Source organism: Pedobacter miscanthi (genome assembly GCF_032678605.1).
Taxonomy (GTDB): Bacteria; Bacteroidota; Bacteroidia; order Sphingobacteriales; family Sphingobacteriaceae; genus Pedobacter; species Pedobacter miscanthi_A.
Genome location: NZ_JAVTSU010000007.1, coordinates 180810 through 207208, shown reverse-complemented (window position 1 = coordinate 207208; position 26399 = coordinate 180810). Strand labels below are relative to the sequence as shown.

The 26399-nt window shown below is 39.9% G+C and carries 18 protein-coding genes; 6 read left to right on the top strand and 12 right to left on the bottom strand.

Translation table 11 applies throughout. The features are described 5' to 3' along the window. Positions 1–23: 23 nt before the first annotated feature. Positions 24–806: a sce7726 family protein gene (locus R2R28_RS12575; RefSeq protein WP_316826039.1), complete on the top strand. Its 783-nt coding sequence runs from the start codon at positions 24–26 to the stop codon at positions 804–806. Here the strand turns inward: R2R28_RS12575 and R2R28_RS12570 are convergent. Together R2R28_RS12570 and R2R28_RS12565 are read right to left on the bottom strand one after the other, a co-directional pair. Beyond that, positions 803–1870 (bottom strand): beta family protein, encoded by a 1068-nt coding sequence (locus tag R2R28_RS12570; RefSeq protein ID WP_316826038.1) that lies wholly within the window; start codon positions 1868–1870, stop codon positions 803–805. The two genes, R2R28_RS12575 and R2R28_RS12570, sit on opposite strands and share 4 nt — an antisense overlap. Position 1871: 1 nt before the next feature. Next, positions 1872–2690, bottom strand: a complete 819-nt coding sequence (locus R2R28_RS12565) for a hypothetical protein (protein WP_316826037.1) — start codon at positions 2688–2690, stop codon at positions 1872–1874. A gap of 396 nt (positions 2691–3086) precedes the next feature. Between R2R28_RS12565 and R2R28_RS12560 the strand changes: the two genes are divergently transcribed. After that, positions 3087–3809, top strand: a complete 723-nt coding sequence (locus R2R28_RS12560) for a hypothetical protein (protein WP_316826036.1) — start codon at positions 3087–3089, stop codon at positions 3807–3809. Between the two features lie 280 nt (positions 3810–4089). Here the strand turns inward: R2R28_RS12560 and R2R28_RS12555 are convergent, their stop codons facing one another. From R2R28_RS12555 to R2R28_RS12535, 5 genes are all read right to left on the bottom strand, one after another. After that, complete coding sequence (locus tag R2R28_RS12555) at positions 4090–4443, bottom strand: hypothetical protein (RefSeq protein ID WP_316826035.1); 354 nt, start codon at positions 4441–4443, stop codon at positions 4090–4092. 2 nt (positions 4444–4445) lie between these two features. Next, the gene (locus R2R28_RS12550; protein ID WP_316826034.1) at positions 4446–4967 is read right to left on the bottom strand and encodes a hypothetical protein; all 522 of its coding nucleotides are present in this window, start codon (positions 4965–4967) and stop codon (positions 4446–4448) included. Between the two features lie 232 nt (positions 4968–5199). Continuing rightward, positions 5200–7977: a PIN domain-containing protein gene (locus R2R28_RS12545; RefSeq protein ID WP_316826033.1), complete on the bottom strand. Its 2778-nt coding sequence runs from the start codon at positions 7975–7977 to the stop codon at positions 5200–5202. A 143-nt stretch (positions 7978–8120) separates the two neighbouring features. Then, positions 8121–8315, bottom strand: a complete 195-nt coding sequence (locus R2R28_RS12540) for a hypothetical protein (protein WP_316826032.1) — start codon at positions 8313–8315, stop codon at positions 8121–8123. Positions 8316–8546: 231 nt separating this feature from the next. After that, positions 8547–11756: an SNF2-related protein gene (locus R2R28_RS12535; protein ID WP_316826031.1), complete on the bottom strand. Its 3210-nt coding sequence runs from the start codon at positions 11754–11756 to the stop codon at positions 8547–8549. A gap of 175 nt (positions 11757–11931) precedes the next feature. Here R2R28_RS12535 and R2R28_RS12530 point away from each other — a divergent pair, with 175 nt between their 5' ends. Beyond that, positions 11932–12207, top strand: coding sequence for a hypothetical protein (locus tag R2R28_RS12530; RefSeq protein WP_316826030.1), 276 nt, complete (start codon positions 11932–11934; stop codon positions 12205–12207). A gap of 27 nt (positions 12208–12234) precedes the next feature. Beyond that, the gene (locus tag R2R28_RS12525; RefSeq protein WP_316826029.1) at positions 12235–13305 is read left to right on the top strand and encodes an HNH endonuclease domain-containing protein; all 1071 of its coding nucleotides are present in this window, start codon (positions 12235–12237) and stop codon (positions 13303–13305) included. Positions 13306–13457: 152 nt separating this feature from the next. Here the strand turns inward: R2R28_RS12525 and R2R28_RS12520 are convergent, their stop codons facing one another. From R2R28_RS12520 to R2R28_RS12510, 3 genes are all read right to left on the bottom strand, one after another. Continuing rightward, the gene (locus R2R28_RS12520) at positions 13458–14348 is read right to left on the bottom strand and encodes a hypothetical protein (RefSeq protein ID WP_316826028.1); all 891 of its coding nucleotides are present in this window, start codon (positions 14346–14348) and stop codon (positions 13458–13460) included. A 487-nt stretch (positions 14349–14835) separates the two neighbouring features. Continuing rightward, on the bottom strand, positions 14836–15240 hold the full coding sequence (locus R2R28_RS12515) for a hypothetical protein (protein WP_316826027.1): 405 nt from the start codon (positions 15238–15240) through the stop codon (positions 14836–14838). 25 nt (positions 15241–15265) lie between these two features. Then, positions 15266–18868: an NACHT domain-containing protein gene (locus tag R2R28_RS12510; protein ID WP_316826026.1), complete on the bottom strand. Its 3603-nt coding sequence runs from the start codon at positions 18866–18868 to the stop codon at positions 15266–15268. Positions 18869–20602: 1734 nt separating this feature from the next. On the opposite strand from R2R28_RS12510, the gene R2R28_RS12505 reads away from it, so the two are divergent. Next, the gene (locus tag R2R28_RS12505; RefSeq protein WP_316826025.1) at positions 20603–21901 is read left to right on the top strand and encodes an alpha/beta hydrolase family protein; all 1299 of its coding nucleotides are present in this window, start codon (positions 20603–20605) and stop codon (positions 21899–21901) included. Between the two features lie 476 nt (positions 21902–22377). Here R2R28_RS12505 and R2R28_RS12500 read toward each other — a convergent pair whose 3' ends face one another. Both R2R28_RS12500 and R2R28_RS12495 read right to left on the bottom strand, forming a co-directional pair. Continuing rightward, on the bottom strand, positions 22378–23901 hold the full coding sequence (locus tag R2R28_RS12500; RefSeq protein ID WP_316826024.1) for a patatin-like phospholipase family protein: 1524 nt from the start codon (positions 23899–23901) through the stop codon (positions 22378–22380). Between the two features lie 420 nt (positions 23902–24321). Continuing rightward, a complete protein-coding gene (locus tag R2R28_RS12495; protein WP_316826023.1) occupies positions 24322–25044 on the bottom strand; it encodes a UPF0489 family protein in 723 nt (240 codons plus the stop codon). Positions 25045–25468: 424 nt separating this feature from the next. Between R2R28_RS12495 and R2R28_RS12490 the strand changes: the two genes are divergently transcribed. Further along, complete coding sequence (locus R2R28_RS12490; RefSeq protein ID WP_316826022.1) at positions 25469–26242, top strand: cyclase family protein; 774 nt, start codon at positions 25469–25471, stop codon at positions 26240–26242. Positions 26243–26399 lie beyond the last annotated feature (157 nt).

The window sequence follows — 26399 nt, the reverse complement described above, 5'->3', positions numbered from 1 at the left end:
TATGTAAATTTGGAGACACCTGCATGAAAAACGTCCAAAAACTGATCGACACGCCGATAGCAAATACATTAGCTAGAAGTTATTCCCCTCTTCTATACCCAAGAAAACTGCGGGAATTACTTGAATCGGTAACACCAGGGAGCGATTATTCAGGTCATGATAAATATGCCCTACACCTGGAGGTGAATAAACTCTTGTCCCAAACCTATCAGGGCGAAGAACTGATCAAATACCAGATCGCACGACGTTATGTGCAGAAAAACACAGTAGCGGCTTTCGAAATTAAGGTAGGTAACAGCCGTGCAGATTTTGTAAGCATTAATGGAGTCAGCCGCTGTTATGAAATAAAGACTGAACTGGACAACCTGAGTAAACTTATCAAACAGTCCTGGGACTACACCTCTGTATTTGAGTATAATACGATCATTCTTGACGAAAAACATCTCTCACGTGCCGATGAAGATCTCCCACAGGAATACGGAATTATGATTATCGGGAAACGTTCGCTTATACCTTACAGACGCGCAAAAAAAAACACCAATATCTGTAGCATCTGTCAGTTAAAAATGCTGACCAATAAAGAACTGGAAATATTCTTTGAGTGCGATAAAAATGAGATTGATCGTATTCTGGAAAAATTTAGCGCAAATATGATCAATAAAAAATTTAAGCTTGTTTTAAAAAAACGCTATCAGGAACGTTGGGATTTCGTTTGCACACATCATGACAACATATTACCGATAGACTTCCAGTTTTTCTTCAGTACCTTGGAATCCCCATCTCTGCTATATCAGCGGAAATTCTAAAATGCGCCGGCATTGATCAACATCTTAATGCTATGGAGATAATGCATGATCGATATCCACTTGTATTTCGCCTGATTTTTCGAGGGCTCGTTTCCACTTCCGATATTTAGTAAACGGTCATATCCCAGATTATCTATCACATAGGGAGATCCGTTTGTTACCCATTCTTTAACATATCCGCTATCTAATACAGCAGGTATAATAGTTGTCTCGAATTCAGCCAGATTTTTTGTCGGCCCGCGATAACCATAATATAAGTTCTCATCAGGATTAAAAAACACAAGTCCGGGGCTTATCCCACCGCCAGCATTTAGATCGTCACGCTTTACACCTGCATAATCACCAAAGGCATTGAAATGATACTGAGGCAAGGCAAAAAGATCTTTAAGGCTGTTGTCCGCTTGGCCAATTACCTCCCCGTGCTCCAGGTTCACATTCTGTATCTCAGTGTTAATAGCACTTCTTATAACTATTTGGAACTTGTCTTTGAAAATAGCATCTAAAAATTTCCTGTGCTTAACCACGATAGGACTTGTGATATTGTTCTTTTCAAGATCATAAATAATAAGATCATCATCCCTCAGAGCCAAGTCCTGCATCTGTGAAAAAGCGGCATCGAAACGCTCATTATATATTCTAAAAGCGATCTGCGGAAAAATACCTGATAGGCTTTCATACTGCTTGATGAGCGTTTCCCTGTCTTCCGATATCGGCTCCAATATTGAAATTACCGGGATTAATTTGTCTGCCAACGCTGAGAACTGGGCATAAAAAGCAATACGCTCATCTAACCTGCTTATTGTCGAAAGGAAAAACGTCCTCACCTCCGCACTGGTACTTACCTTTGGCGTAATGTAAATGGGCAAGTCAATTAGGACTTTTTTAGCCTTTACCTTCAATATTATATCTGAATAAATTTCTAAGGGGGTGCGTTGGTTATCTTTGCGATCTTTTTCTTTAATGATCTCAATCAATGGCACCATCTGCTCGCCGAAATCGAACTTTTGAAGAACATCGATTTCCTGCTGCCTTGCCCTAAGAACGGGAAAATACTTAAATTCCATATTAATTTATCTTTAAATCCTTTATTCCCAATAATTCAGCCTCATCCCATATACCCGCCAGCTCGTAGAGTTCATTATCATCTACATAATCGTCCAAAAACCAGTTGAAACGCTCAGCTGTCCATTGATATTTTGGCCCTACTTTGAGATCATTTTCAAATTGCACCAGTGCCTGAGCAATCTTTGCCCTATAAAGCGCTAAAAACTCTGTCTTACCCAAGGTGTCTTCAAAGTTCTGTATGTACTGAAATCCATTTACAAAACGAAGACCATCCTGCTCAACCAGTATCTTATCGAGAACAATCTGCTCATCCTCACTAAAAGAGCCTAAAGCACGCATATCGTCTATTAATTTCCCGAAAGCCTCAGAAATTACCACCCTTGGGTGTATAGCAATTTTACTCTCAATTTTGTAAGCTTCCACTAAGGGCACCCCAGCGGCCATATCCCTGCTGTCCAAAAACCAACCTGCATCAATTCCCCCACGTAAAAAATAACCCTCTTTAATAAATTCATAGTTAAGCAGATTGACCAACTGGATAACCTCCAAAAATAGTCCTGCACTTTCAGTTTCTTCCACTACATAGTCAATTGTTATGCAAATATTATCACTGAACATGTAATGGTTACAGCTTCTTTCTCGAATCCACATAATAGACTCCTGGAATTTACCTATAAGTCTATTGAGGGATGGGGACTCATGAAAGCCTTCATCGTCGGCGGCGGCATTATCCAATGCTTCCTGCTCAAATGCAGGCAACATAGAACTAAAGCCCAGAATATCTAAAAATACTACGATCTGTTTGGTATATTTCGGCACAAAAACTAAATTATTAGTAAATATAATCAGATTTAACCAAAACTGCTATCAGCATAGAATCAAGTTATTCACATCACGATTAGTCAACCTAGCAACCGCCAATTGAAAATTCAAACCATTATTTCACAAAATACGCGGCATCTTTACAGAACAAACAGATCAATTAGTGCGGTTCCCATGTGACAGCCAAAATAACCCTAACGTCCTACTTTGCCATCTCTGTAACAGCCTCTTACCCATTGCATCCTGAATGACTTATCAAAACCTTTACTATACCGTTAGATTATATTCAATTGTAACAGCCAAAATATATTGCTATTTTCGCTCTACATAATCCCTGACACATCCAGCCAACACGATTTCACAAAACAAATAGCCCACTCCCCCCTAAAATCAATGAGAAAAAAGAAAGATATCCCTCTAATCATACTCCAAGCATTGGAGCCTTTTGTCAATGATAAAGGCGAAAAATTTGAAATCGTAGATCCCGGTAAATCGTTGCTAAAAGTAGTTGACAAAGAACCGGGTTCAAATTTTCATTTTACAATCGAACAGCACGAAAAAAAGACAGATGGCACGTATCAGCTTTTAATGAGCAAAGCACCCACAAATGCCATGGACAATAATGAATTTAGGTTTTGGATAAAAATTGACAATGTTAATAAGGAATTTTCAGAATGGATCGCAATATTGGAACAATATGAAAGTATTAAATCTTTTTATGACGACAAAATCATAAACGGCTTTCAGGAAGAGTTTTATGCAGAATTTGAAATTCTTGAAGATGAAGAGGATTTTCCACTGAAAACTAAACAGATCCTGCTGCTAGACGAATACCTTGAAGAACTTGGCGAGAAACTCCAGGAATATGTTAACGAACAAAACGCCCTCGAAATAAGTGCTATTCAGGAGGAAATAATTCTTTTAAGAGAGAACCTAACTACCAAATCAAAAAAATGGATATTAAAAAATCTGACCAAAATTTGGGGAAGCATTGCCAAACGGGGCACTAAGTTCATCAAAGAATTCCTCACCGAAGCCAAGAAAGAACTAATTAAACAGGGCGTTAAATCGGTATTGGATTATATCGTACAAAATGGTCCGCACCTACTGAATTAGTGAGAGAAAAAACTTCGGGAAGCATTGAAACCATCTTTTCAAGATACAGTGCCAATGTTAATTTTTAGCATTTACCCATAAAATCATATCCTGACAGACTTAGCACTGCTCAAAAGAAACTGCTATTTTGCAGCGCGAAAACCCATGATTGACCAAAGAGGAGTAATTCTGCATAGAGGCGGTACCCGTTGCAGTGTAGTAAAAACCACTGCAATATCGACACACGGACGACCGGCTTTTTACGCGGATCAATTTGTCTGAACGGATAAATTACATTTGATTATACTTCATTGATGATTTTTACCTGATCTCCCACTCTTACAGAAAGCAACAAGTCCGCTTTTGGATCTATATCACCAAAAGCACTGAAGGCACTTAACAGATTATTTGGCTTTCTAAGTTCTGAAACTAATGTGGTTATTCTTTCCTGGACATGCTGTACCTTGAAAAACCCTTTCGCGATCTCTAAATTACCGAGGCTATCATTTGAAAGCGGATCAAAAATCTCCTCACCGGTATCATATACTAAAAACCGCATATAAGATTTGATTCCATCATCTGCCCCCCTATTGATAACAATAACATAATTATCAATTTTCCTTGCGACCCTAATATCGATCTTATTAACTTCCATGTTTATTCTGTATATCTTATGTAGTTTTTAATGACAAGTGTGCTGAGGACATCACTATTATTGTTGTTCAATTGACGAATTACAATCGGATAGTTATTTACAAAGTCATTATTGAATTCTATTAACTTAATCTGGATAAATTTATCCTGTATGTTCTGAACATAACCCTGTGCTAGTTCCACCTGAAAATCATGGTCGATATAAAATACCGATACTCTCGCAGAATATTCAAAATAGGCGTTCCTATCGATTAAAAATGTAGAACTGTTTGGCAAATAACTAATGACCCGAATTACCCTGTCACGGACCAGCCCAATTTCAGTATACAACTCGTAGGCAAGTTTTGCCATAATGAGTATAACAAAAAGAGCTACAATTACGACAAGGGCAAACCATTTTACCCCGATTTTATATTCCCAATCATTGATAAAGATGGAAACAAATCCAAAAATACCACCAACGATACCAATAAAAATCGAAATTCCATTGAGTGAGAGTATGTCCTTAAGTTTACCTCTAATCATTTTAATAATTGACCTACTTTTTTTTGCTAAATTTATACAAACAAAATCATAGAAAATTCACCATAGCCAAAAAACATGTTAACAAATCAGGCTGGATATAAAATCGGTTAACTGATTTGAGAAAAAATCCATCTATCGTACTGCATGAAGTATTATTTTTTAAGATTAATGCAGTGTTTTTCTTGCAAACAAAATGTTTTGATCCAACCGAAGCCAAGCTAAGCGCATAAATCTAGTCATATAGATCCAGGTACAAATGCAGCACGCGGACATCCTTGGATTTTTTACAATGCCCCTTCAGGAATTCCCTCAAAGCAGTACTTTTCCTGAACTTATCCTTATAATGCCTAGTTAAGTGATTGAAAAGCCAATCACTATCAAATAAAGCATAATCGAAATTTTCCATATCCAACAACCAACAATAATATGTATCCAGTTGCATCACGCTTGAAACCCACTCTGGATCAAAGGGCAAATCAAACTTGATCATGTAATTGATAAACGCATCTACCCTACCGTCATTGTAGTATTCTTTTCTTCTAAAAACACTTACACCTTTCCCTTTCCCCAGGTTGGTTGCAATTGTAGCCAAATACCGGGCATGCATTGTTTTGTTAAAACCGATAACATCAAACATAACTGCTGAGTAATAAATTTCGTCCAAAAAACCAGCCTGTAAAAAGTGCTTGATAAATTTAGAGATTTCCGATTTCTTTGATTTTGAATCCAAAACCATAAATATGGTACAAAGAATGTCTATACCGCTGGAACTCCTTTTTAAATAATCATTAGTCAGATATCTGTTCTGTATTTCCTTCCAGATAGAATTAGTAAAATTGACTTTCTCATTACGCCCGTCAATTATCCCTCCTATAAGATCAACCAAAGTAATCCGCTCTATGCTATCAGTTGTTAAGGTAAAAAACATCAGCTCAACCAATTGGCAAAGACTGAACTTTGAAGATTTGTGGTAAACAAAAAACCTCAACGTTTTTGTCAGTTCATACTGGTTCAGATGCTCCTGAACTTTTAAGAATGACATTAACTCAGTAAAAACCTTATCAAAATCCTCCTGACCAATATCTAATACAGCAAAAAAAGTAAGGAAATTATAAAAAACCCGCCTATAGCCTGACCAAAAGACGGACCGGGCTTCACTATCAAATTCCTTATATGCCTCAAATGTTCCGTTGTAGTCTCTTAAGAAAAGAGAGAAACGCTGGACAATTGTATCTTCATCATCCGGATCACCATAATGGAGATCCGTGAGTTTGTACCGTTCGTACATTTCAATAATATCCTTTGTATTTGCGTTCAGGATAATTTTCTCAAGCAGACTGTCACTGAACTGAATCAGTTTTCCACCTAAAGTACTTTTGCATCCATAGGAAGCAAAGACTCCTTCTATGCAGATTTTTGTCAGATCCCTAACTTCATAAAACCGGTCGAATATCACATGGTTATATTCCATAAAGCAGAGTGTTTCTTGAAAAACATTCAGCAGTTCCATTGTATGGTGGTTCCATCCACTACTACGTGAATAAAATAAATCCCGGATCTCACCAACCAGATCCTGCATCTTTTTTCTGCTGACATTAATAAACTGAAGATCTTTTATCCAGGTCAAAATATCTCTGTTGGCGCGGTTTGCATAGGACAAAAAATGCTCCTCAAGATCGATTTTCTCAGCTTGCTCAATCAATGATAATTCATTAGGTGTACCGTCATGTTCATATTTCACAAGTTTTCCGATCTGTATAATATTGAACTGAGCAATAAAATGGCTTATAAATTGTTTATTGCTAAGTGCTTCCAGGGAAAATTTAGTCAATACATCGAATGCCGATCTATACTGGCCCATTTTATAATGCACATAGGCTTTCTTCAAAGCGGGTTCCAACTCATTGCCCCCGTCAGACAACAAATCCATCAAATCTCTGTAACGAAAGCCCCTATACATGCAAAGTGAGCAACTACAGTCAGTCTGTTTGGGCATTGGAATCAACACCGGCTCAAATCTCTGTTTTTCAGTTGCAATAAAGGTAATAAGGTTTCCCCGTAAACACCTAAGTATTATACTTGTATCATCCCCAATTTCTCCGGCCAAAACGCCACCTTCAGCAGGCAAAGATTTAAACCATTCCAGAAGATCCAGATTATCAGTAACCGCAGTAAATGGTTTTTCCGTTATATAGTCATGATGTATGTTCAAAAAAGGGTATTGGTTAACAATCATTCTTTTCGGCAGAAAACTGATATCATCAAAGCGCCCATCCAGATATTCTTTTAACTGGCCACCGATCGAAAGTTTTCTATTGACAGCAATAATGTTAGGAATGATTTTTTGTCTGGCGACTGCTACTTTCCCTGTTGTGAGACCTATTTCAATCAAATGGGTTATTCCCTCATTTAGGTCGGCAAAATACTGCACCTTGACTTCAGGATAACACTCAGAAATATCCGCATGCAGGATCGTTTTTGGGTTTTCTATTTCTCCAAACTCTTTAAAATTTGCAGAAAAGAAGTAGAGTTCATATTCCTGTCTGCGCTTGAGCTCTGCCAAAGTTGAGAAAATTAAAACAGCATCATTTTGGCTATCGCTTTTATCTAAGAATGGAGCTTTTTTTTCCCGTTTGTGCTTCCGCGCAAGTAATACATCGTTATCGCCTTCTTCTACAAGAATTGCCAGAGAAAGTAAGCGATCGACTTCTGCAACCTGAGATTTCAAGAGCCGGTCTGCAGTCTCCATCTCAAAATCCTCAAAATCCGGTGATTTCCCGAATATTTGAGATTTCTTCAGATCCTTAACATGATTTCTGACAGCCTTATCGATTCTTTCTTCACAGATCACCCGATGTTTCGCCCATTCTTCTTTAAGCACTTCAGGACAGAATAAAACAACCTCACTTTGATCAACCCAGGTCGACAACTGCTTGAGCAGACTATTGTATTCGATTGAAGAAATCAGTTCACGCCAGGTACAGGTATCAATTAAAAGATTTTTTGCCATGTATAAATATGTAGAATGGAAAAGTTAAGCGGAATATTTATATCCCAGTAAATTGCCTTTGGCTTTAAATTAATCCCACCATCAGAAAGCTAAGAATAATTATTCGAGAAGTAAATTTACAATTCGTGGCACTAACTAACTAATTAGCGGTTATTTGCAACCAATTCAAGTCCTTCCTCCGTTAAGACATGGTTTCCGTTATAAGCAGGTACATCACCTATGTACAATATCTCAATAAGGTCCCGGTCAACTAAAGATTTAATGACAGTATCGGCTAACTCTTTGCTTTTCCCTATTTCGATTAGTCTCAGATATTTTAAGGTATCTTTTGAATTCATATTTATTTTATTAAATTTATAATTGTTTATTTATAGCTTTTACCATAGTTAGTGGAACTTCTCTTATCTCGTGGTTTTAATCAAAGAAGATACACCGCCTTTATCATTCTAAAATCTCATTATTTTATTTCTTTACAGCATGAATTGATTATCTCATCATCGTTCATTGCGCCTTGAAATGGTGTATTATGACGACAAAATAATAAACTGTTAAGCTCTTATATGCCGACCTTACTCCCCACCTGCTGCCACACCTATGATACAGGCAGCAATACGTTTGTCAATATCTTTACCAAGAACACAACGCTCGAGCATACCTAAAAGCTGTGGCACATCAAACTCCATATTCCTATATTCACCTTTTAGATTGGCAAGATTAAGAATCGTTCTCTTTCTCCTGTTATTTTCCCTTTTGAGCTTAAGCGCCGGTTGCAGAATCTGAATCCACTCCTCGGCCAGCCTTTCATAATCAACAGCCTCATCAGAACTGCCATTCATAGCACCGATCATTTCCTGATAGGCCGCCCCTTCTTCATTGTCGATCTTCTTATTTTTCAGTTTCATGGTCAGAATATATTCCGCCACCTCCAGCGCACGCCTTTTTTTTGGTGGCAACAGTTCGCGCTCCTTACTTTGAAAAAGACTGACATAATGCTCCAAACTATTTTGGTCCCACGACAACCCCTTAGATTCCCCCATAATATTGTCCCTGAGCTTCTGGCAGACATCAGGATAATCCGTATGGATATCACCCAGCTCGTCAATAAAGTACCATCGGGGACTTTTGTTTTTGTCCCCCCGTAATGCAATAAAACACCAGTTGCGCTCACCTTGGATAAAACTGACCTTTGTTTTAACCGCTGAAGATACATTGGTAAACTGATCATAAAGTTCTTCTTTAATAATTGCAGTTTTCCCTTCCTTTAAATTGACTACAAACTGGAAACTATCATGAATACCAGTCCAAGATTCGTCCTTATCAACAAATTCCTTGAATTCCTTAATTAATTCCTTCGTACTTGACAGCTTCTCAAATTTCCTTCCCTTAAGCTCCTCCGGCAGGTCAAAATTTGCACCATATATCTGCTCAACAATATTATTGGTTTCAAACAGCCGCTGATCTGTTTTCATTGCATATTCATCGGAATCTACCGCCCAGTAAATATCTATAAACTCATGCATGCTATCCATTCTATCCGCCCTGCCGATACGCTGCTCGACAACCCTTAGCACACTGGGCGTATCCAAAAGAAATACGCATGAAGCCCGTTGAAGGTCAACACTCTCCGACATTTTATCCGAACACAGCGCAATACATTTCCCGCCAACATCCGAGTCCAGTCTAAAAATATCAAGTACCTTGCCGCTACCCGCGTCTGTCTCACTTCCTGAAGCTACCAGAACCTTACTGGCCGGGTAATTTTCTTCAAACAGCTTCCTCAGATAGTATAGCGTAATCACCGCACTGTCAAAAGCCAGGATATTTTCATGGGCGGTGGAAATACGGATCAGCTCCTCAACTTTCCCAAGCTCCCGGTTATTGGACAGCCGCTTTGCCAATTGGGAGATTTTTTCATAAACACCATATTCCTGTCGGCACGCCAATTGATAACTTTCCATTTCGGTAAGCCATTCCGGAAAATATTCACTTTTGAATTTTTGATGCCGGAAGGGAAGCTTCCCAGACTCCATGATCCTTGCTATACTACCCAGCTTATCCCCCGAGTCATTGCTTTTCCCCTCAAAGCCAAACACATCCATGGCCTTTTTTGTCCCCTCTATATGTTCGATCAATGCCACCTTCGATGACCTTAACCTCGCCCTTACCGTGTAGATTGATAATTGTTTACCACCGTGAAGCCTTTGATCTACTATAGACTTCAGGCTTTCATCGCTTGACACCTCATAATTTGGAAGATGGAATTTAGTCAGATAAGTAATCCCTTTAATCTGTTTTGCCAGCTCATTTATCTCTTTTACAATTGCCTTATCCTTGTCGGACTCCTTGGTAAAATAGATTTTTTCCTGTTGACGCGGAAACTTGCAGGTAACACCAAGCCTGTTGAGATATTTCTTTTCATCTTTTTCGATCTCCCTGTTCAATGCCTTTTTTGTTCTTCTGACCGTAAATTTGCTGATAAATTTCCTGAGGCTTTTGATGTTCTCAGGCCTATTCCCCAGATAAGGCTTGAGAACCAATTGCTGATAGATTATAAAATCCTCATCTGTGAGATTATCAACATCCAGCAGGTCGATGAGCCTCAGGATATCTTCAACTTTCCTGCTTATCGGAGTTGCTGTCACCAATATTTTATAGTCCGCCTTATTATCTTTGATCAAATGCGTGCGGTTTGAATCAGCCGAAAGGTAGTTATGGGCCTCGTCTATGACCAAAATATTGGCCAGATTAAGATCTTCAATAAGTTTTTTCCTATTCTTTCCCGACGAGTTACTGAGTAAACCATGTGAAATCTGGGCGTGGTTGATCCTATTGAACGCTTTGAATTCCGAAGCCCATTTATCCAACACCAATGGAGGACAGACAATCAGTGATTCAGTCCTGTAATTTCTTCCGATATCATATAGCCAATGTTGCAATGACAATACCAGCGAGGTGCACAGTTTGGTTTTCCCAGCCCCCGTTGGATCCGCGATAAGCACATTGGAATGGCTCTGGAGTATGGAAATTGCCTGGGCAAGCCCTTTCCACTGGGTAGGCCAAAGCTTGGTAAGCTCCAGCTTACTGATAATATCCTTGTATTCATTAAGCCAGCTGCCTTCCAAAACCTCAGCAATCGCGCGTGCCAGTGCCTCCTGCCAGCTCACCTCGTTGATCAGATCTTTTAGCAGCTCTATTACTTTTTCATTATACGGCAACGAATCATCATAGTAGCTATCTGCAATCAGCTTGATATCACGATATTGCTGTTGTTCAAAAGGATTTTTATCATCATTTTTTACCCGTATGTTTGCTTCCTCCTGGGTTGTTAGTCCATTATGGCTAAAGTTCGATGAACCCAGCATTGCATAGTTATCACCGACATAAATCTTGGCGTGAAGTTTATCCCTAAAGCGGAACGCTATTAGCCCGCGGTTGATTTTATCAATAAGATGCATTACTGCACCGCCCTGCATGATGGAAAGGCCATGTTTTAACCAATAGTCTTTAATTTCTTTGTCAAGGCCAAGTCTCTGGTATTTCTTGCGCCCCTTTATGTTAGGCTCAAACCCTATAAGCACTCTTACAAGACGGTTATTTTGGAAATCTTTGCTACCGAACAGGTCAATAAGATTTGAGAGGGAAGTGAATCCTGTAACAATGATATATTCCGCGCTTTCTTCAATATCTGGGTATATAACATTCCGCACAGTCCTTGACGGTGACTTAAGATTCAATGGAAATAGATTCTGATCAGGCCATTTTGGCTTGTCAAAATCCATCGTAAACTGTAGGGTGTTTTGACTACCATCTATACTCGGACACATACTTTGAGATTAATTATAGATATATAAATCTAATAAAAAACTTTAAATACACCTACGCACGCGAAGAAAAAGCTGGCAACCATATGTTTGCACCAACAATAACTTTCACCTAAATTTACAAAAGATAAAAATGCTCAAATCCGAATACACCAGGGAAGAAGTAGACAAAGTGTCCCAGTTCTTCCAAAATTACATGGCCCAATCAGCTATACATTCCTTAACTGCCGATCAGGCAGCAGAACTTCTCGCCAAAAACTCCGTCCTAAGAAACGATATCGGACCAAAACCGGGGTTTAACTTCCGCGAAATGCTCCGCCAGGGCCGCGAGGGAAAAATTGAAAAGGTTGCTGGAGCATACCAGCTCCGACCTAAAACCAGGTGGACAATCAATCTGATTGACAAATAACCATCACATTAAACCAATCCCAACCAGATGAGCTTTCCCCTCCCCCAACGCCCCGGACTTCCAATCGCCCTACTGGCTGCGAGTTTCAACAATACCTCCGCAACCTATAAATATTACTGGCTGTTATCCATCATATCCGAACTCGAAGAAGGAAACACAGTAATACCAAAACACCGTCTTTTTGCAGGCATGGTATCATCGGCCTGGTATACGGTAAATTATTTCCATATCTCCTTTGGCAAACAGGACCAACTGCAACGGGCCATCGGACAGGTCCGTAAACTGGAAGGGATAACCATTGATGAAAAACAGGACATTGTGAAACGCAAGATCATCGGCAGCCTGAACCCCTTAACAGCTAGAGCAATCCAATATTTTGACAAAGAAGTACCCCACCGCTACCTAAGCCCATGGTTTTCTGAATCAAAAGGAAACCGCTCTGAAATACACCAGCTTTCAACAAATTTCGAAAACAACAGTCCCTACGCCCTGGATGAAAAGAATCTGACGATAAACCCGCTCTGGCAAGCCTACCTCGTGGAACATGCAGGTATTTTAAAGGCGTTCTGTTACTGGCACCTCAGCCTTTACCTCCAGAAACACAACCCAAATGTTCCAGACATTCCAAATAAACTGATCAAACCGGCAAAAAGGAACAGCCTATTGAACCAACGCAAGTTCTGGAACATCATTATTGACCATACCGGCCCACTGGAATGCATCTACACACAAAAAAAACTTATCCATGGCAACTTTGCCGTCGAACATTTCGTTCCCTACGCATTTGTTTCCCATGACCTCATCTGGAACCTGATCCCGGCCGATCCATCTTTCAACAGCCGCAAGAATGACAGACTTCCAAGGATTGAAGATTACTTTGATGGATTTTATCAGCTGCAAAGAACAGCAATCAAAGTGATGAGTGAAAACTATCCCAAAGAGCCGATAATGGATGATTACCTAAGCATATTTCCCAATGCCAATGCCCATCAACTGACTGAAACAGATCTGAAAGGAAGATTTTTAGAGAATATCCAGCCGCTGCTTACCATCGCGAACAATAACGGTTTTGAATACATGAGAAAGCATATTTATTAATTGCATAAGTTCAAGTATCATAGCATGCTGTTATCACTACAATAGACAGACGCGCGACATCCGATTGAAACTAAAGATCCAGAAAAAGGACCAGTCCGGAGTGGACAGCCAAGGACAACTCAAACAAATCAATTTATATGCTTACTTTAATTTCAGTTTTCGATTTGTTTGATTCGTGAGGCTAAGCCAATAATGTTCTTCATATCCGGAAACAGGTTTTTGACATTTTCAGGAGCTGATAAGGCGGGGTGCACCTCCGCTCCCTTATCCATCTCTGCCATTAACTCTTTGATAGTAAACTTTACTCGTTCAATCTTTTCTGGATCGGCCTGTCCGTAATGCTCTTCACAAAAATGCTGTGCTTCTGCTTCAACAACGTAATCAAGCATTACCTTTAAGGCATCACCTAGATCCTGTTTTGTCTTATTCTGGATTTTTTTGGCATTTACTGTCTGGGAAAGCATTCTTCCCTCTTGGAATTTCTTGTATACAACTGCGGCCGCCCACGCCAAGCTTCCTATGGCAGCAACCGCCAAAGTTGTACCCAATGCCACCTCCAGCCAGATTGATCCATTTTCTACGCTTTTGATATTGATCTCTCCATTAATCTCTTCATTTACTATTGTCTGACTCAAGATCTTTTGAAATGAATCGGCAGCTTTAGACAGATCATTAAAGTCTCTTACTTCTGGTAATTTGATGAAGATACTATTCTCAGCAGGTTCACCGATTACCTTTGTCAAACTTTTAGAAATTTCTTGGGCAATCATACTCAAATTATTAAGATCAGAAATCAATTCATTTACATCAGCCGTCTTCATTCTCAAACCATCTCCGGAGATATCAAAAATCTCAGTTTCTTTAAGTCTGTTTATGATTTCGCTGGCAATGTCGGTCTTCTCGATATTACGAATAGCTTTCCTAATAGGTACAAGGTTCCCTACTTCTATATATTGAATACCATTATATTGAATTGCCGACTGTGATATTAATAAATCTGGAACACTACTTTCTAAAGTTGAGATGATATCTTTGAGTTTCATTAATTTATTTTAGTTAAGAGATGATGCAAAGCGTCAAAATTAGTATTTTCTTTTAAATTCACCATCTTACGGTGAAAATACAGCGCATAACTCTTTTATTTAAATATCAGGATCCAATTCGATAAATATTTTATTTTAATGCTTTTTTTGATCTGGTCATTTAATTAGATTTAAATTTTGCTCTATTTTTTTTATGGGGATTATCTCAATCTGAATATCCATATTCCAATTTTGCCAAAACCACCAAATAAGCTTAATAAATATAATCTCATGGCAATACAATCGATCCATGTTCTTTATTAGACTTGCTCAAAAACCTTCTTTCGTACAATAATAATTTAGTCAATTGATAGATTCGATTACAATTATTTGAAGAATCCATCAAGGGAGCTTTTAATATCCGAAAAACATAAGTCATAGTTAGGTTCAATGTTGCCATCTTTACCAACCTAGGCTCTTAGTTTCCAATTACAAAATAAGCAACATTTCAATCTCTGATAAAATTAAGAACAAGGGCGGTGAGCGCGATAACTAAAGAAGTAATGGTGAGTGGAAGAACAGTCCTTGAATATTTCATGCTCCGGTAATTAAAATACGAACTATTTGCCAGTTGCTGATAAGTCCCCTTTTGAAGGGATTCTATGCCAGCTTTGCTAATATACACCAATTTGTTCTCCCTAACATCCACCAGACCAATACATATTAGGTAAAACAAAGAATCTGAGACATCTGTACTGTATGAATTCCAGCTGATTTCCTTATGGATGAGCTTCGGTGAATAACGGATTAAATCATCGGGATGTATCCCATCCTTTTTTGCAAGGTATTCCAGAATAACTGCATAGAAATGGTTATTTCTATAGATCTGCAAAGCATCAGTTGCACTATACATATGTTATATATTATTTATCCTTTTGTTATTTTTCATTAATGTTCAGATGACTGGCAAAAATATCCTGGGCAACTTCCCTACGAAGACCTGCCCGAACCTTGATATTGACAAAACTCAGCATAGCTGTCTCTAACACTAACGAATCTCGGCGGTGACGTAGAGCCACCCTAATGATATTACTACAACACTTTTCAGTACCAATGCGGTAAAGACACTCCATGGCCCGTCTTAAACCGGCAAGCTCATGAACATTCTCTCCATCACTGAGCACCTCAAGCGAAGAAAGCAACCAGTCCTCATCTTCGGGTAAAGCCATATATACATAAGCCCTGAGATGACCTTCTAATAAATGTCTTTCCATCTGATTTAAATCGTTAAAATGCAAAAGATAGGAGCAGATTATCTTTTTTACCAGCAGGTTCACTTCAGGGATCATTAATTTTTCAGCCCCTTCACTAAATCTGGAAAGTTCATACATTGCATCCTTGTCATCCCTATCACTATAAAAAGAATAATGTGCAGAAAATATTTTGGTAGCCAGCTCCTTAGAAAGCAACTGTGCTGCTCCGATAAGCGTGTAGTGCAATTCTTGTGTACCAGAAAGGTATTTTCCATCAGAAATATACCAACTAATTATCTCTTCTGCCTTTTCCTTCAGCGAAAATAGCTCATAAGTTTGTACCAAAGCCATGGCCACTTCGGCAAAATCTCTTGTCATTTCTTTCTTGGCAAAAGCATGAACCCTACTAAGAAAAGAAGATGCATCGATAAGATAAAATCTTCTAACCCCCTCCAAAACAGTCACTAAACTCTTAATAAACAACTTAACACCGGGATGATCCTCAATAAATCCAACAATAGCACCATTGTTAAGCATAGCGATCAACGCAGCACCCTGCAACCGAGGATCGCCTTGCGAAACATATTTTATTAACTCCCCAAGTACCTCATGCGCATCAAAGCGACCGAGAGCTTTTACACCTGTAATCTTAATGGAAAATACTTCACATTCCAAGAGTGTTTTAACTTCCCCCACACTAAAATACGTTTCTGAACTAGCCAACCACTTTGCCACTTCGACAGAAGCATTTTCGTGTCCAGAGGAAAGAATGAAAGTAAGAATCTGGTCTTTCACCTCCCGTTGCTTAACTGCAGAAAGCAATCGGGTTGTACTCCACATCTTACTGCTCCGTTTTGTATTTGCTATCAAGCTCAGATAGCGGGGAATAAATGACTCATGACCACTAATCGCGAAGATCTCTGCAATGGTGGATAAAATCTGATCCCTCTGATGGTCGGCAAAATATTCTTCTTCAAACAACTTTTCTAATGCATTAAGAACATTCATAGACAACCTCCCTTCTGTGAATATCCTTACAAAGATATCCTTGCAGCTCTGAGCTGTAAATATATTCTCAAATTTTTTCCAATTCTCTATAATGATAAGTAGTTCAGCCTCGCCAAAATAAGAAAGGGCCTCCAGCACCGCAGCATTTGAGGTGGGATGCAAGAGTTCCAGATTCTCATTCCAGTCCCGATAACGGTAGACAATTTCTTTAGCCCCTTTGAGCCGTCGACGAGAGATCTGTACCAGGGCGCTCATGATAACCTCGTCATAAACCTCCCGGTCAAAAACATCCAGAAAAAAGCAATCAATTTGCGCGTCACTGATTCGCTCTAGAAAAAATAAAGACTGGGTTCTTATCGCTTTTACTGGAGAATCGCAATGAGAGAAATGATATTGGAGGATTTCCTTTTTTTCGCGCTCGCTACAATTGGGATTTTCGATCAGGCAATGGCTGCGCAAAAGCAAATCTTCAGGTAAGCATTCAAATACCTGCTCACAAGACGAAAGCATAGCACATAAACCGACCACAATCTCGGCAGGAAGCCTACCTACCAATTCTGATGCTCTGGGATCACGTTTAAGTATCATATTCGATACATACCTTGCAGAGAAATAGTTCAAAAACAGGCGGTGCCAGAAGAAGACCTGTTCCCCGCTGTTGATTACCAGTCCAGTCGAACACATTGCAGAAGTAACTTCTTCTATCAGCAAGCCGCTTCTGACATGTCTCTGCATCTCCAATGGCTTCAGCACCTCAAGTATCAACTCAGAGAACTGTTCGAAATCAAGTTCAGTCAGCTTTCGATCGGTTAATTCAATGGCAAGACGGCTATATAAAATATCGAGTGTACGCCAGTCCAGTGGTGACTGGTTGTTCCTGTACTTATCCAGGTTCCAAAGGCGCACATGCTCTACCACTGCGGCCGTAACAGCGGAAATGCCATCAGGCATCTGCTGTTTTTTTAAAAACAAGGCAATCAAAAAAAGCAAAATCAGCATGTTACCTGATTCCTGCATTAACCCGCTTTGATTAAGGTGATAGGAAAAATCATAGTGATTAGCCGGTAGGTATTCACGGACGATGCGTTCACGATGCTCAAGGGAAAGCGGTCTGATTTCGAAGAGTACCGCATCCCTTATATCAGGCAAACGATGCTCTCTTGTAGTGAGAATACACTCACAGCGGGTGGAGATTTCTGAGAGTTCAATATCCAGATCACGTAAGCAACTCTCAGGCACCTCGTCATAGCCATCAATATACAATCTTAATCTCCCTTGTGAGATAATCGAATCAATGTCATTATTAATATATCCGTCTTCGAATAGTTCCCGTTTGATTAGCGCTGCTAGTGAATCATTAATCCTGAGCTTGCGCAGCAAAATGAGCACCGGCACTTTGTCAAGGCTGTAGTTCATGCATCTGGCTGAATCGCTAAATGCTAAAAAGCGAAGAAGTGTCGTCTTGCCAGAACCAGTACCGCCTGATAGTACGCGAAGCCTGCTGCCATAAAAAGAAGCTATCCTGAACCATGGTATCGGCTTCGCTGGGATGTTAATCCCAGTCTTCTCTGTTGCAAGCGAAAACTCAATAAATTCAGTAGGGTCAAATTTGCGAAAATCAATTTCCTCGAAAGCGCTGAATTTACCCGATGGAAAATGCCAGTTATTTAGACGTTGATGAACAGATGAGATATAGGTATTAAAATCCGATAGCATCAACATACGCTGAGTGATCGATGGATGAGCTATGGCCATAGCCGCTACTGCAGCTGAATAATCATACCTTTGAATGAGTTCTATCGGAGAATAGGAAAGCTGGTTTTTTCGGGAAAGCAAATCCTCGAGATGCGAGATGAACATCTGAAGAGCGGCAATGTCTTTTGCATAAAACAAAAGGTCATTGGCACTAAAAACCTTGATCTCCTTGCCATTAGTAATCATGATAAAATTCCTTCCTACGCTATTGCTGTAGGATTTGAGTTGCCCAACATGTGTATCAATCTCTTCTCCGGGGCCTTTTGAATCGATAATAAAACGGACCTGCTCTGGCTTTCCCTCTAAACAGACAACAAAATCAGGCCGGTGTGTCAGGCGCTTTGACTGTCCCTGTGCAAATTTAACTCCCGAGAACAGATCTCTTGCAGGATAGTGTTTTTCAGGTAATACCTCCATCAGACCCCATCCCAGAAATTCCGTCAAGAGCGGGATTATAAAATTCTGGCTTACTTCAGCCTCATTTTCATATTTTATTGCATTAAACCTGTCGTAAAGTCTACCCATATTTACAGGTAAATTTGAAAAAAAATATCCTCATTTCATGCAAAAACGAGATAAATAAACCTAAAATATTGTATTTCGAAAAAATGTTATTTAGTGAATGGGAGACTGTAAAATAATTCTAGCTTATTCTTTGCACAATTAAAACGCCAAGGATAAAACGGGCCGAAATGCTGAAAGATTAGTTGTCATTTAAAAAAGTTTACATTATACACAAACATTCAATTGCTAGATTGGATTTATAATCAAATGAAATTGAAAAAATCTGTGGACGGCTTGCGGTCGATAATGCAGTAAAAACGATAGGATGCCGGGTCTGAAAAATTACGAACCAGTAATCAAGTAACAAAGTTTTTAAATCATCAAGAAAAGCTTCATTCTTCATGGATTTTAATTGAGGTGATGCATTAAAAATTCGATGTATTAACAGTACTCTTATGGAATCTAATAACTGCCATGTTTCCATCTAACTCCTGCCCTAGTCAAGGCAATAACGCAGTGATACTATTGTTCAAAGTAGATTACATGTCTAGTGCTTCAGAAAGTGCCCTGTCTGCAATTAGGCCTAGGCTTAAAGTAGGAAGTTAAAAAAAGAAACCTGTAAACTCGCCTCGCAGCATGAGATCCAGGTCAACATACTTCAAACCTCTTCCCTGTCAGGGACAGACGCGGCATCCTTTTGGAACAAAAGATACAGCAAATGGCCCGGCCCGCAGGGGACAGCCAAAACAAACATAATCTATACTCTCAAAACCTAGACTCTCCCTCACCTCCACCTATCCCTCCACCGCATAAAATCCTCAAACTCCCTCCTCCTTTTCCTCCTCTTATCCCTGTTCCAAAAAAAAGCAACCACAAACAGCACCCAGCAGCCCTTAGCCATCAGCACCAGCAAAACAGACACCGGATACTTAGCCCCAAGCGCCCCGACCATACAGCAAAAGCTAATAAAAACAGTCAGTATAAATTTCCCAAACCAGTTCATAACAGATCATTCACCCGGACTAAACAACAGACACATGTCCCTATTTATCCAGCCAAACAAAATAACAGGCCGAAACTAAAACCCCAGCACCACCGTGGTGAAACAGGCAGTTACCGTGGCGAAATAAACACCAGGCACCGTAAAATGAATTTAACTACAAAAACCTCACCCTATCAGAGACCCTCGCGGCACCAGAACAAAAGATACTACAGGTGGCCCAAAGGGCACAGGAAAAAAAGGCCATGGAAAATATACACAATGAAACCTTAGATAAAAGACCTCACAGCAGAAAATCGTACAAACTGGTAAGCTATCCTCCTGAAAACCTGTTAAGTTTTAAATGGAATGCCCGGTATTGAAACAGGCATTTTGGTCTTTTTTGATAAAACTGGAATGCCCCAGGTTTTTAAAAGCACTGTTAATCATGTTCAGTCCCGAACAAAAACTGTCCGTTTTCGCACACCTCCTCATAAAAGCTGTCATAAATACTTTAACACCAACCTATTACGCTATATTATAGTTTTGGCATAAGCTTTGAACTTTTGGGATTACTGCACTAATCAATCATAGGATATTTAAATTAAACCTTAAAACTGAACAGCGTACACTTTGGAGCAATGAAAATTTACACTAATCAAAGCGGTGATTCAGCAATTGGCGGCCAGTCAACCGCCAGTGGGACCCAAAAGTTTAAAATACAGCTCAATTGAAAACCAAAAATATAAACCGTTAATACATATAAAAATACAACTATGAAATTCATATATCTGCTTCTTCTGCTTACAATGGCACAGACCGTACATAGTCAAATACCACAGGGGCATTATGAAGGTGCCCTTACCCGGGATGGATCTGTCCAGACGATTTCATTTGATTTTGATATGGATAAAACAACCTACGGTATCCCCGAAATTGGTTATATGGATGTGGCCACAGAAAAAATCTCCAGGAGCAAAGACACCTTAAACATAAAAATATTCTATGGGGATTTCTACTGTTTTTTAGATCCCAGAACAGGAGATCTGACAGGCATAAGCAAGGACATGAACCCAAAGATCCGCATGCACCTAAAAAAAACGGTAGCGAAGGAAAAAAACTATTCAGAAGAAGAAATTACATTTACAAATGCAGGTATTTCACTGGCAGGCGTTTTGTTCAAACCCAACAAACCTGAAAAGCCGACCCCCTATGTGATCCTGATACACCGGTCCGGGTGGGAAGACAGGAACACAGCCTGGTATCATTCAATGGCCTACAGTCTGGCGAGCAATGGCATAGGCGTTTTACTTTATGATAAACGTGGAACCGGTAAATCAAAAGGTAATTTTCCATCAGCAGATTTCAATGATCTGGCAGATGATGCTGTTTCTGCTTTTAATTATCTCAAGAACAGAAAAGACATGGATTATACAAAAATAGGCTTTCTTGGCGCAAGCCAGGGCGGATGGATTGCACCTCTTGCAGCAAATAAAGTCTCAGACTGCAGCTTCGCAATCCTGGTGGTAGGCCCAGCGGTCTCCCTTTATGAGCAGGATATCAACCGCGTCCAATATACTTTGGCTGATGAAGGTTACCCGAAAAAATCCATTGACTCTGCACTTCATTATTCAGGACTTTTTTTCAAATATATCCAGAGTAATCATATAAAAGATTGGGAAGCCCTCAAAACATATGCAACAAAAATAAAAGATAAAAAATGGATAGATTATCTTGATATACCCCAGTCGCAAACCGGGGACGACATATTATGGTGGAGAAAGAACAGGTATGACCCCAAAGAAGCCCTGAATAAAATAAAATGTCCTGTGCTGAGTATTTTGGGAGAAAAAGATGTACTGGTGCCACCTGCTGAAAACAGGAATAAAATGGAAGCTTATTTGAAAAATGCGGGGGTGGATCATAAAATCGTTACCATAAAGGATTGCGGGCACGACATGATAACCAAGGGAGCACTAAATGGCGCTAACTGGAACTGGCCAAACACATATTGGCAATGGGAAAAACAACCCCGTGAATTTTTCGGTTCCATACTTGATTTTATACAGAAATAAGACAAGACAGCCAGCAAAAAAATATTCAACAGCTAAGCACAGTTCTGTATCCCACAACGGGCATGGGGAGAAATAATGATCATTAAAGCATTTCAGCACCCCTCGGCCCATTTGGAAATCATCACCGCCAAGGCTTTAATTTATCCCGTTTTTCCCGCCGATTACTTTTCTTATGCTGTAAATACACGATAAGGTTCACCCCACTGGGTAAAAACACAACACTGCAGATATTCCAGTAACTCACATTTCCTGAAGGATACTTTCCACTCCCCCATTTGGGGATCCCAAAGTCAGTCATAGCCCTGCCTGGTGATGGAGTGGCCCTGCAATTCCGCCCACAGGTGTAACCTGTAACCGTCAATTTCCCTGTTCTTTTTATAGTTGTAATAATAAAATCCGCACAGTGGCACGCACAGGGCAACTAGCCATAACTGCATTTTACGATGGGCTGCTCTTGTCATTTGAGGCTCTTGGACTTATTTTATTAAATCCCTGATAGCTGCCTGCTCCATGGAAACCGCATAGCGGCCCGCTAGCACCAATATTTCTTTCTCCCAATCATATATTTTGATCTTGGTATCAACCTGCGATGATAATTCATACAATTCAAAAACCTGTTTGAGACTAAAATTCTTAAATAAATCCAAAGGAGCTTCGGAGATATTGTCGTTTGTATAGCCTTTGAACAAAGGCCCGGACGCGAAGTCGTTATATACATCTGTCCAATTCATATCCCCATTGAGAATCTTTGTTTTTAATAGTTCCAATTCCTGTATTGACTTTTCGTCTGCAGATTTTTCAAGTGCAAAGAACTTATTCTTTATAGTCGATATACCAATCCTTTTGATATTGTCCTCCTTGATATGATAGTAGTTTGCAATATATTTGATATTATTATCTGCATAAAGAATATTAATATCAACCGTGTACATCAGCGCTTTAGATAGCAGTCCGGCATAACTGATCCTTCCATTGGTCTGCTGCTGCACCTCATTCCCAAGCCCCCCACAGTCAATGACCAACATTCTTTTTTTATCCAGCGCTACCCGATCAAGATGTAGCAATTCCAACAGGGTGGCATAGCCCAGGTTATCCACCGCACCGCCATCAATCACCCTGATGACAGAATCGGTATTCTTTATGCTGAGCTTAAGCATCGGCAGCACCCCTGGAAAAGCTGCACTGCCGGAAATGGCATAGCTTAATGGAAAACCATAGCCACTATTGATCTCAAACTGCTTTTTGGGAAGCAGTGAGCCATTTATTCTTAGCGCATTGATAATATGGGGCATAAATGGAAATCGTTCCCCGTTATTATAAATTGTGCCATTTGTAACAAAAATGGGAAACCTTACCTTCTTAAGCGAAGATTCAACCGGGATAAAAAAATCGCTTAAAAACATAGTATCAATCGGTTTATCCTCAAGATCCAGCTTGCCCAACTGCAATAATTCATGGTCGATCATAGTGGGATATGATTTAAATATTGCATTCCTTTCATATCCCGGTAATTTGGCCATCGTAATTGCACTTGCCCCCTTAAATAAAAACTCCTGAAAGCGTTTTTTTCTAGAATCCGATCTCCAGTAATCAAAGTAAGAAGGGTACTTATCCAGGATGTTGTTTTTTTTCAGGGTCAAATAATACCCGGCAGCAAAACCACCGCCCGACACGGTAGAAAAATAGTCAACTTCATTTAAAAAACTGCTTTGGCCTTTTTTAATATCATCGAGGCCAATCAGGACACCAGTCCCAAAATACTGTGCCCTGGAGCCGCCACCCGAGATGGCAACCCCTAAGGCCAGGCCGCTAAGCTGGCCTTCCCTTTCCTGGGGAGATTTATAAAAACTGGTCTCAATTGCAGGTATTGGCTTATACCTGGTATTGGAATTAATGACTATCTTATTGTTTGCACATGAATTAAGAAAATTCATTGCCAGCACTGCCAACATTAAAGGCAGGAGATTGTTGTTCTGGTAGATTGATTTTTTGAGAGGCATTATGAAAATGGTTGTGGTGAACTGTTATACAATTTATTCCGGTCCGGTCATATAATGCGGCAGGTAAGTAGCCTATCAAACTTAACTTTAAAAAAATTAATAAGCAACTGATAATCAAATAAAAACCTGCAAAAGCACTAAACCCCAAGAATAAGCCTTCCCTGTCAGGGACAGACGCCGCACCGTTGCAGAACAAAGGTTACAGCAAATGGCCGGGCCCTAAAGGGAAAACCAGAACAATCACTACTTAATCTTATAGAGCAGCGCACAACCGCATGATCAAAACACAGCAAAAGATTCCCTTTATCCAAAGATGTTGAAAAAACTTAAGCACAAACGCCGGGCACTTAAAATATACGGTAATATCCGGCAAACCCGTGAAATGCAAAACGGGCCTACCCCAACAGCATAAGCAAACTGTTATCCTGGCCACTCAACCTTAAAGCCCAATTTAGTTCCAACCCGTTCCAGAACATGCCGTGAATTTTCCTGTCCGTTGCAAAAATAATCACTCATTGCGATCGTAATAACCGCGATCCTATCGGAGACTCTAAGAATTTGGTCACATAACAGATCAATATACCTATCCGACAAAAACTGAAAATACTGCGTGGAACTGAGATCAGTAAAAAAATAATCCAGATCAAGGTTTAAAATCCATTTATGCCTACTATCCTGGGAGACCTGGTAAGCAAGATCTGAATGCAACGAAGTTATTTCAGGATAATAGTTAATCGTTATGGCATCAGCGACATGACCGTCCCTATGTGTTGCAAAAATATTGTTATTGAAAAAATTGGGCAGTATATGGAATATATTCATAATATAGTTATCGAACCTAAAGACCTGCGAACCCATCAATGCACCAACATCCGTTTTTAAGGCAAGATATTGATCAATAGTCGCTAAATCCGAAATTTTCAAGTCCCGCAGAAATGAACGGGAAATATTGTCAATCAAATCAAAGTGACGGTCAATATGAAAAAAATTATAATCCTTTTTGGGATCCAGTTCATTTAACCAGCACCATCCCGCTGCCGCATGATTGTCCATTACATAGATATTCCCATGCTTAAATAAAAATCCAACATCATATACGCCACTATCTGGCGGATTGCCCTGGTCAGGTTTTTTGATCCACATATTTTTTTATTTAGAAATTAAACAGAAAGGTAGCAATTACATGCCATAGACGCGTATATGGGCAGAAATTTTAAACAGAGAATCCTTGGCACAGGAAATTAGTTTCAAGGGATCTTAAAGGCTCTTTTCTGTCAGGGACAGTCGCGGCAACCTTCCAGAACAAAAGATATAGCAAATGGGCCGGCCTATAGGAACAGCCAAAACATCCAAAAAAAACCTACAAAATTTCACTTCGATTAAAACAGGCAGTTAACCACAATACCACTGCCATATCATTCATATTTCCACCAAACCTTTGCCGCCACTGCCCAGAAACCGTAAATTATTACCCTCTTTTCCAATCATTTACACAATCAGAAGCTGTAACAGAGATTTCATAACGATTAATTATGGAAATTTATCGACATCACACCTACACATGAACATGGAAACACAAATTATTGACCTATCCAAAACTATTCAGTACAACCAGCACGACCCCTGGTTCATGAAAGTAAAGATCAAACGCAAAGCACATATCAGATCGCGGTGGCTCATCAGGTTGGCACTGAAATTACCCTTTAAATTATTCCCCAAAAACTGGACAGGGTGGGCAGATGATACGATAACAAAAATGGGACTGCATTCAACAACCCATATCGATGCACCCTGGCACTATGGACCTATCGTGGAAGGCAAACCGGCCAGGACAATCGATCAGATCCCATTGGAATGGTGTTATGGCAATGGAATTGTAATAGACTGTTCCCACAAAGAAGATTTTGTTGCAATCACCGTAGAAGACCTCAGGCAGGACCTGGACAAAAACGGGATACAGATCAGCAAGGGAAATATAGTCCTGATCAGGACCGACCGCGATAAATTGATGGGCACCCCTGATTTCCCGCACAAAGGCACCGGAATGAGCAGGGAAGCAACCGAATGGCTGATCGATCAGGGCGTAAAAGTAATGGGAATTGATCAGTGGGGATGGGACCTTCCATTAAAATTCATGGCCGATAAAGCTAGGGCACTCAATGACCCGGAATATTTTTGGGAAGGCCACCGTGTGGGAATAGACAAAGAATATTTACATATGGAGCAACTTACCAACCTAAAGTCATTACCGCCCTGCGGATTTAAAGTCTGTGTTTTTCCGCTCAAGATCAAAGGAGGCTCGGCAGCTCCGGCAAGGGTCGTGGCGATACTGAATCCTTAAAGGATCAATGAAGGTTTTCTTAGATGAAATCCGATCAACCTATCCGTACCCCAGCCTGCGATGAAGATAGATTATATAAATTGGGGTGATCATTCATCTGATCACCCAGTTTAAGAAGCCCGGCACGGGAAAGGTTATGGTCAATAAATAATACCGA

Coding starts and splice junctions, on each gene's coding strand:
- R2R28_RS12555 (WP_316826035.1), bottom strand. CDS start 4,443: ATGGAAGTTAATAAGATCGATATTAGGGTCGCAAGGAAAATTGATAAT.
- R2R28_RS12500 (WP_316826024.1), bottom strand. CDS start 23,901: ATGCCTCTCAAAAAATCAATCTACCAGAACAACAATCTCCTGCCTTTA.
- R2R28_RS12545 (WP_316826033.1), bottom strand. CDS start 7,977: ATGGCAAAAAATCTTTTAATTGATACCTGTACCTGGCGTGAACTGATT.
- R2R28_RS12490 (WP_316826022.1), top strand. CDS start 25,469: ATGGAAACACAAATTATTGACCTATCCAAAACTATTCAGTACAACCAG.
- R2R28_RS12550 (WP_316826034.1), bottom strand. CDS start 4,967: ATGATTAGAGGTAAACTTAAGGACATACTCTCACTCAATGGAATTTCG.
- R2R28_RS12570 (WP_316826038.1), bottom strand. CDS start 1,870: ATGGAATTTAAGTATTTTCCCGTTCTTAGGGCAAGGCAGCAGGAAATC.
- R2R28_RS12540 (WP_316826032.1), bottom strand. CDS start 8,315: ATGAATTCAAAAGATACCTTAAAATATCTGAGACTAATCGAAATAGGG.
- R2R28_RS12510 (WP_316826026.1), bottom strand. CDS start 18,868: ATGGGTAGACTTTACGACAGGTTTAATGCAATAAAATATGAAAATGAG.
- R2R28_RS12560 (WP_316826036.1), top strand. CDS start 3,087: ATGAGAAAAAAGAAAGATATCCCTCTAATCATACTCCAAGCATTGGAG.
- R2R28_RS12575 (WP_316826039.1), top strand. CDS start 24: ATGAAAAACGTCCAAAAACTGATCGACACGCCGATAGCAAATACATTA.
- R2R28_RS12530 (WP_316826030.1), top strand. CDS start 11,932: ATGCTCAAATCCGAATACACCAGGGAAGAAGTAGACAAAGTGTCCCAG.
- R2R28_RS12515 (WP_316826027.1), bottom strand. CDS start 15,240: ATGTATAGTGCAACTGATGCTTTGCAGATCTATAGAAATAACCATTTC.
- R2R28_RS12505 (WP_316826025.1), top strand. CDS start 20,603: ATGAAATTCATATATCTGCTTCTTCTGCTTACAATGGCACAGACCGTA.
- R2R28_RS12520 (WP_316826028.1), bottom strand. CDS start 14,348: ATGAAACTCAAAGATATCATCTCAACTTTAGAAAGTAGTGTTCCAGAT.
- R2R28_RS12525 (WP_316826029.1), top strand. CDS start 12,235: ATGAGCTTTCCCCTCCCCCAACGCCCCGGACTTCCAATCGCCCTACTG.
- R2R28_RS12535 (WP_316826031.1), bottom strand. CDS start 11,756: ATGGATTTTGACAAGCCAAAATGGCCTGATCAGAATCTATTTCCATTG.
- R2R28_RS12495 (WP_316826023.1), bottom strand. CDS start 25,044: ATGTGGATCAAAAAACCTGACCAGGGCAATCCGCCAGATAGTGGCGTA.